The sequence below is a fragment of the Cupriavidus cauae genome (genome assembly GCF_008632125.1).
GTDB classification, from domain to species: domain Bacteria; phylum Pseudomonadota; class Gammaproteobacteria; order Burkholderiales; family Burkholderiaceae; genus Cupriavidus; species Cupriavidus cauae.
This window is the reverse complement of the sequence record NZ_VWRN01000061.1, coordinates 1-7,339: the sequence shown is the minus strand read 5'-3', so window position 1 is coordinate 7,339 and position 7,339 is coordinate 1. Positions and strand designations below refer to the sequence as shown.

Here is a 7,339-nt window from a genome sequence, read left to right as displayed (position 1 = left end):
GGGGTCGTCTCAGAAAACGGAAAAAATCGTACGCTAAGACCCGGAGAGCGGACGTAGCGGCCTGAACTTCCCCGCGCCGATCTTGGCGCTGCTACGCCAGAGGTAATCGCCGGTCAGGTTGATGTGTTCCCAGCCGAGTGGCGACAGGTACTGCAACAGGCCGTCATCGACGGCTTGACCGTGGCCGCGCAGGGCGTTCGCCGCCCGCTCCAGATAGACCGTGTTCCACAATACGATGGCCGCCGTTACTAGGTTGAGGCCGCTGGCCCGGTAGCGCTGCTGCTCGAAACTGCGGTCGCGGATTTCGCCCAGGCGGTTGAAGAACACGGCACGGGCCAGCGCGTTGCGGGCTTCGCCCTTGTTCAACCCGGCATGCACGCGGCGACGCAGTTCCACGCTTTGTAGCCAGTCCAGAATGAACAGCGTGCGCTCGATGCGTCCCAGCTCGCGCAAGGCGACGGCCAAGCCGTTCTGGCGCGGATAGCTGCCGAGCTTGCGCAACATCAGCGAGGCCGTCACCGTGCCCTGCTTGATCGAGGTAGCCAGCCGCAGGATTTCTTCCCAATGGGCGCGGACGTGCTTGATGTTGAGCGTGCCGCCGATCATCGGCTTCAGCGCGTCATAGGCGGCTTCGCCCTTCGGAATGTAGAGCTTGGTGTCGCCCAGGTCGCGGATGCGCGGCGCGAAGCGGAAGCCCAAGAGGTGCATCAGGGCGAAGACGTGATCGGTGAAGCCCGCCGTATCGGTGTAGTGTTCCTCGATACGCAGGTCGGATTCGTGGTACAGCAGGCCGTCGAGCACATAGGTCGAGTCGCGCACGCCGACGTTGACCACCTTGGTGTGAAACGGCGCGTACTGGTCGGAGATGTGGGTGTAGAAAGTCCGCCCAGGGCTGCTGCCGTACTTCGGGTTGATATGCCCGGTGCTCTCGGCCTTGCTCCCGGTTCGGAAGTTCTGGCCGTCCGATGATGATGTAGTGCCGTCACCCCAATGCCCAGCGAAGGGATGCCGTAATTGGGCGTTGACCAGTTCAGCCAGCGCCGTCGAGTAGGTTTCGTCGCGGGTATGCCAGGCTTGCAGCCACGCCAGCTTGGCGTAGGTCGTGCCGGGACAGGACTCGGCCATCTTGGTCAGGCCAAGGTTGATTGCATCGGCAAGGATGGTGGTCAACAGCAGATTCTTGTCCTTGGCCAAGTCGCCGGATTTCAGGTGCGTGAAGTGCCGGGTGAAGCCCGTCCATTCATCGACTTCAAGCAGCAGTTCGGTGATCTTGACGTGCGGCAGGATCATCGCTGTCTGGTCAATCAGTGCCTGCGCGGTGTCGGGCACTGCCGCATCCAGCGGCGTGATCTTCAGGCCCGACTCGGTGATGATGGCATCCGGCAGGTCGTTGGCTGCCGCCATGCGGTTGACCGTGGCAAGCTGTGTTTCCAGTAACGTCAGCCGCTCATTCAGGTACTGGTCGCAATCGGTAGCCACGGCCAGCGGCAATTCGCTGGCCAGCTTGAGGCTGGCGAACTTCGCGGGCGGCACTAGGTAGTCCTCGAAGTCCTTGAACTGGCGCGACCCCTGTACCCAGATGTCGCCCGAGCGCAGCGAGTTCTTGAGTTCTGACAGTGCGCACAGCTCGTAGTAGCGCCGGTCGATACTGGCGTCGGCCATCACCAACTTCTGCCAGCGCGGCTTGATGAAGCCGGTCGGCGCATCAGCGGGCACCTTGCGAGCGTTATCGCTGTTCATGCCGCGCAGCACGTCGATGGCATCGAGCACGTCCTTGGCGGCGGGCGCGGCCCGCAGCTTGAGCACGGCAAGGAATTCTGGCGCGTAGCGGCGCAACGTGGCGTAGCTCTCGCCGATGCGGTGCAGGAAATCGAAGTCCTCGGGCTGCGCGAGCTTCTGAGCTTCGGTGACGCTCTCGGCGAAGGCGTCCCAGGACATGACGGCCTCGATGGCGGCGAACGGATCGCGGCCAGCTTGCTTGGCCTCGATCAGCGCCTGACCGATGCGGCCGAACAATCGCACCTTGGCATTGATCGCCTTGCCGGACGCTTGGAACTGCTGCTGATGCTTGTTCTTGGCGGCGTTGAACAGCTTGCCCAGGATGCGGTCGTGCAGGTCAATGATCTCGTCGGTGACGGTGGCCATGCCCTCGATGGCGAGCGCCACCAGGGTCGCGTAACGACGCTGCGGCTCGAACTTGGCCAGGTCGGCGGGCGTCATCTGGCCACCCTCGCGGGCGATCTTGAGCAGGCGGTTCTGGTGTACTGACCGCTCGATGCCGGAAGGCAGGTCGAGCGCCTGCCACGCCTTGAGCCGCTCAATGTGTTCGAGCATGTGACGGGAGTTCGGTTTGACAGGCGACTGGCGCAGCCAGGCCAGCCAAGTCGTCTTGCCGTTGTCACGACGTTTCAGCAGATCGTCGAGGCGATGCCGGTGCCCGCTCGACAGCAGCTCGGACAGGGCTTCATAGATGCGCCGGTTGGCGCGGGTGATGGCCTCGGCGCAGACGCGCTCGACGACATCCAGCGTCGGCAAGATGATGTGCCGGTGGCGCAGCGCGTCAAGGACGCTGGCAGCCAACACGATGCCCTTATCCGTCTGCAAGGCCAGCTCGGTCGTTGCTTTGACGGCCTGGCGGTAATGGGCCAAACCGAACGGCACCATGCCCAGGTATGCCCGCAGTTCGAGCAGGTGTTCGCGCCGGGTTTCATCGCGCTCGGCGTACAGCGGCCAGCATGCGGGATCAGTGCGCAGTTGCCGTCCGATCCATTGCAGCAAGGACACAGGCACTGTGGCATCGGGAAGCAGTCCCTGACCAGGAAAGCGCAGCAAGCACAACTGCACCCCTACACCGAGCCGGTTCGCGTCGCCGCGCCGCTGGCGAATCAACGACAGGTCGGCCTCGCTGAAGGTGTAGAGCCGGATCAACTCATCTTCGGTATCGGGTAAGGCCAACAGGCTGGCCCGCTCAGCGACGGACAGGATGGAGCGGCGGGGCATGGTCAGTCGTCCGTTCTTAAGTATTGGTACAAGGTCTCGCGGCTGATGCCGAACTCGCGGGCGAGGTGGGCCTTTTTCTCGCCAGCGGCTGCACGCTGCCGCAACTCGGCCACCCTATCCGGCGAAAGCGCCTTTTTGCGGCCTCGGTACGCTCCGCGTTTCTTGGCGAGCGCGATGCCTTCACGCTGACGCTCACGGATCAAGGCGCGTTCGAACTCGGCGAATGCACCCATCACTGACAGCATAAGGTTTGCCATCGGCGAGTCTTCCCCGGTGAAGGTCAAGTGTTCCTTCGCGAACGCGATGCGCACGCCGCGCTGGGTGAGGCCCTGCACCAAGCGGCGCAGATCGTCCAGGTTGCGTGCAAGACGATCCATGCTGTGCACCACTACGGTGTCGCCCTCACGCACGAAGGCGAGCAGACGGTCCAGCTCGGGACGTTGGGTGTCCTTGCCTGACGCCTTGTCGGTGAACACCTTGTCCACCTGGACGTGTTCAAGCTGCCGTTCCGGGTTCTGATCGAAGCTGCTGACGCGGATGTAACCGATGCGTTGACCGTGCAAGGTGTTTTCCTGATTGGATGTGTCAGGAATAACTCTATGACCTTTGCCGGCTTATGTCAAACAATTGGCAAGGCGACTCTATTCTGACGCTTATGGCTTGGATGGGTTGACGCCAAGTTAGGGTATGCCTCAACCGGACGGCATTGGCCAGCGCGTAGGGTGCTTTGCTTTATGTTTCTATTGAAATGAAACGGCCGTTACGTTATAGTTGTTCACATCTAATGCATGAAGATGTTTGAATGAACGCACAAAACTGGTTATTGCTCACCTACAAGGTGCCACCCGAACCGGCCAAGAAGCGCATCGCGCTGTGGCGCAAGCTCAAAGGCATGGGCGCTGTCTATCTACAAAACGGCGTCTGCTTGCTGCCCAAGACCGACGATCACACCCGGCGACTCAAGATCATCGAGAACGAGATCAACGAAATGGCGGGCGATTCCGTCCTGCTGGAAACGGTTGCGCTTGATCGTGCTCAGGAAGACAAAGTCATTGCCCGCTTCAAGGCAGACCGCGACGAGGAATACAAAGAACTCCTTGGCAAGTGCGCCGACTTCGAGGCCGAGATCGCCCACGAAACCGAAGTTCAGCACTTCACCTACGCCGAGTTGGAAGAAAACGATGTCGATCTGAAGAAGCTCCAGTCCTGGCTGGAAAAAATCGCCAAGCTCGACTTCTACGGTGCCACGCTGGCCGCAGAGGCAGCCGAACGGCTCAAAGGCTGCGAAGCCTTGCTGGACGCCTACGCGCAACGGGTGTTCGACGCTCACGATGAAAACCGTTGAAAGAAGAGGACATATTTCATGCGGTTGTCTGCATTTATCACTTTCTTGAAAATGCGCCCGCAAGTGCGCACTGAATTTTTGACTCTGTTCATCAGCCTTGTGTTCACCCTGCTGTGCAATGGCGTGTTTTGGAATGCCCTTCTTGCTGGACGCGACTCCCTAACTTCTGGAACATGGCTAATGCTCCTTTGCACTGGGTTGCTGATCACCGGGCTGCAATGGTTGTTGCTCCTTCTGGTGGCCACGCGCTGGAGTGTCAAGCCACTACTGATTCTGCTTGCTGTCATGACGCCCGCCGCCGTTTATTTCATGCGCAACTACGGGGTTTATCTCGACAAGGCCATGCTGCGGAATCTGATGGAGACGGACGTCAGGGAAGCCAGTGAGCTGTTGCAATGGAGAATGCTGCCCTACTTGTTGGTTGCAGCCGTATCCGTGTGGTGGATTGCGAGAGTCAGGGTTTTACGAACGGGCTGGAAACAAGCGGTAATGATGCGCAGCGCTTGTCTGGCTGGCGCTCTCGCCATGATTTCCATGGGTCTGTGGCCAGTCATGGATGTGCTGATACCCACGCTTCGTGAAAACAAGCCGCTTCGCTATTTGATCACTCCTGCAAACTACGTCATCTCGGGCATTCGGGTTTTGACTGAACAGGCGTCATCGTCAGCAGACGAAGCAAGGGAAGTCGTTGCAGCCGATGCGCATCGAGGGCCTCAAGAACAAGGCCGCCGTCCTCGTGCTCTCGTACTGGTTGTCGGGGAAACCGTCAGGGCGGCTAATTGGGGGTTGAGCGGCTATGAACGACAAACCACCCCTGAGTTGGCCGCACGCGACGTGATCAATTTTTCCGATGTCACCAGTTGCGGGACGGATACGGCTACATCCCTTCCCTGCATGTTTTCCCTCAATGGTCGGCGCGACTACGACGAACGCCAGATTCGTCGGCGCGAGTCCGTGCTGCACGTTTTAAACCGTAGTGACGTCAACATTCTCTGGCGCGATAACCAGTCGGGCTGTAAAGGCGTCTGTGATGGACTGCCCTTTGAAAACCTGTCTTCGGCAGGCCATCCCACACTGTGCCATGGCGAGCGCTGCCTGGATGAAATTCTGCTCGAAGGGTTGGCCGAGAAGATAACAACAAGCCGCAGCGATATGCTGATCGTCCTGCATATGCTGGGCAATCACGGCCCAGCGTATTTCCAGCGCTATCCCGCAAGCTACCGACGCTGGTCGCCAACCTGCGACACCACCGATCTGGCCAGCTGTTCGCATGAAGCCTTGGTGAACACCTACGACAACGCCGTGCTTTACACCGATCATGTGCTTGCCCGTACCATTGACCTGCTGTCCGGCATCCGCTCACACGACACGGCGCTGCTGTACGTTTCCGATCATGGGGAATCGCTCGGCGAGAAAGGCCTGTATCTCCATGGCATACCTTACGTCATCGCGCCGGATGAGCAGATCAAGGTGCCGATGATCTGGTGGCAGTCGAGTCAGGTTTATGCCGACCAAGCCTGTATGCAAACTCATGCCTCTCGGGCACCGGTAAGTCACGATCACCTGTTTCACACCTTGCTCGGGATGTTCGACGTGAAAACCGCTGCCTACACGCCAGAGTTGGACCTTCTGGCAACATGCAGAAAAGGACAACCACAATGACGACGTCAACGGATGATCCGCCGAAACGCTGGCTCAACCGCACCGTCGCAGGTGCGGGGATCACGAGCTCATTGGGGGATTTCTGCTACGAAACCACCACGGTCATCCTGCCTGGCTTTCTGGCCGTACTCGGCATTCCCGCCGCCGTGCTTGGCCTCATCGAAGGCATTGCCGACGCCATCGCCGCATTCACCAAGATGGTGTCTGGCTACATCGCCGACAAGCTGGGACACCGCAAGCTCTTTGTGATGGTCGGCTACGGACTGACCCCGTTGGGGCAGGTGCTGATCGCGCTGGCGGCTGGCTGGCCCCTCCTGCTGCTGGGGCGCATCGTGTCCTGGTTCGGCAAAGGGCTGCGCGGCCCGCTGCGTGATGCCATCGTTATCCAGGCCGTGTCGCCGGAAACGCGTGGCCGCGCCTTCGGCTTTCACCGGGCTGCCGACACCGTGGGTGCGGTGATCGGCCCCTTGCTGGGCGTCGCGCTGCTGGGTTGGGCGCAAGGCATTCATTGGAGCGACGCGGCTGGACCCTTCCGGCTCGTATTATGGCTGTCGGTGATTCCGGGTGTCTTAGCCGTGCTGGCGTTTCTCACGCTGGTCAAAGACCCGGAGCATTCGCCCAACCCGGCCCTGAAGTTCTTCAGCTCGCTGCGTGGCCTGCCCGCCCGGTTCAAACGCTATCTCGGCGCGGTCGGCATCTTTGGCATCGGTGATTTCTCGCACAGCCTGTTGATCCTGGCGGCCACGACCTTGCTGACCCCCTCGCTGGGCGTTATCCAGGCGGCACAGGTGGCTGGCCTTCTCTATGTGTGGCGCAACCTCGTGCAGGTCGCTGTTTCCTACCCAGTGGGCGTGCTGGCGGATCGTGTCGGCCACTTGCCGGTGCTGATTGCCGGTTATGTGCTGGGCACACTGACGGCGGTGCTGACGGCGCTCGCATTCTGGCTGGGCATAGCCAGCGTGCCGCTGCTGGCCGGGGTGTTCTTCATTGCCGGTCTGTACGTGGCGGTCCAGGAAGCGCTGGAGTCCACCGTGACGGCCGAGATGGTGCAGCCGGACACGCTGGCGATGAGCTATGGCGCGCTGGGCACCGTCAATGGCGCTGCCAAGTTCATTTCCAGCGCCTCGGTCGGCGTGGTGTGGACGGCGGTCTCGCCTGTGGTCGGTTTCGGGCTGGCGGCCGTGTTGATGGCTGCCGGTACGCTGACACTGTTGCGCGTCAAGGGCAACTGAGCAATGGGCAGGCACGACCCGCGACCGTAGCGTGCCTGTCCATCACGAGTTTCTTTGCGGTGCTTAGCGTACGATTTTTTCCGTTTTCTGAGACGACCCC

General features: G+C 60.6%; 5 protein-coding genes. 3 read left to right on the top strand and 2 right to left on the bottom strand.

What is annotated here, in order from left to right; all coding sequences use genetic code 11:
- Positions 1-33: 33 nt before the first annotated feature.
- Positions 34-3,000, bottom strand: a complete 2,967-nt coding sequence (locus tag F1599_RS22425) for a Tn3 family transposase (protein ID WP_053821785.1) — start codon at positions 2,998-3,000, stop codon at positions 34-36.
- A 2-nt stretch (positions 3,001-3,002) separates the two neighbouring features.
- Positions 3,003-3,563, bottom strand: coding sequence for a recombinase family protein (locus F1599_RS22420; RefSeq protein ID WP_053821786.1), 561 nt, complete (start codon positions 3,561-3,563; stop codon positions 3,003-3,005).
- A 239-nt stretch (positions 3,564-3,802) separates the two neighbouring features.
- Between F1599_RS22420 and F1599_RS22415 the strand changes: the two genes are divergently transcribed.
- From F1599_RS22415 to F1599_RS22405, 3 genes are read left to right on the top strand one after another with little or no spacing between them, the layout of a single operon-like run.
- Complete coding sequence (locus tag F1599_RS22415; RefSeq protein ID WP_053821787.1) at positions 3,803-4,345, top strand: Chromate resistance protein ChrB; 543 nt, start codon at positions 3,803-3,805, stop codon at positions 4,343-4,345.
- A gap of 18 nt (positions 4,346-4,363) precedes the next feature.
- Positions 4,364-6,007 carry a phosphoethanolamine--lipid A transferase MCR-5.1 gene (locus tag F1599_RS22410; RefSeq protein ID WP_053821788.1) on the top strand — a complete coding sequence of 548 codons (1,644 nt, stop codon included), beginning with the start codon at positions 4,364-4,366 and terminating at the stop codon, positions 6,005-6,007.
- Positions 6,004-7,239 (top strand): MFS transporter, encoded by a 1,236-nt coding sequence (locus F1599_RS22405; RefSeq protein WP_170265907.1) that lies wholly within the window; start codon positions 6,004-6,006, stop codon positions 7,237-7,239. The genes F1599_RS22410 and F1599_RS22405 overlap by 4 nt, the downstream gene beginning before the upstream one ends.
- Positions 7,240-7,339: the final 100 nt, after the last annotated feature.

Excerpts from the sequence above, each read along its gene's own strand:
- F1599_RS22425 (WP_053821785.1), bottom strand. The coding sequence starts at position 3,000 with ATGCCCCGCCGCTCCATCCTGTCCGTCGCTGAGCGGGCCAGCCTGTTG.
- F1599_RS22415 (WP_053821787.1), top strand. The coding sequence starts at position 3,803 with ATGAACGCACAAAACTGGTTATTGCTCACCTACAAGGTGCCACCCGAA.
- F1599_RS22410 (WP_053821788.1), top strand. The coding sequence starts at position 4,364 with ATGCGGTTGTCTGCATTTATCACTTTCTTGAAAATGCGCCCGCAAGTG.
- F1599_RS22405 (WP_170265907.1), top strand. The coding sequence starts at position 6,004 with ATGACGACGTCAACGGATGATCCGCCGAAACGCTGGCTCAACCGCACC.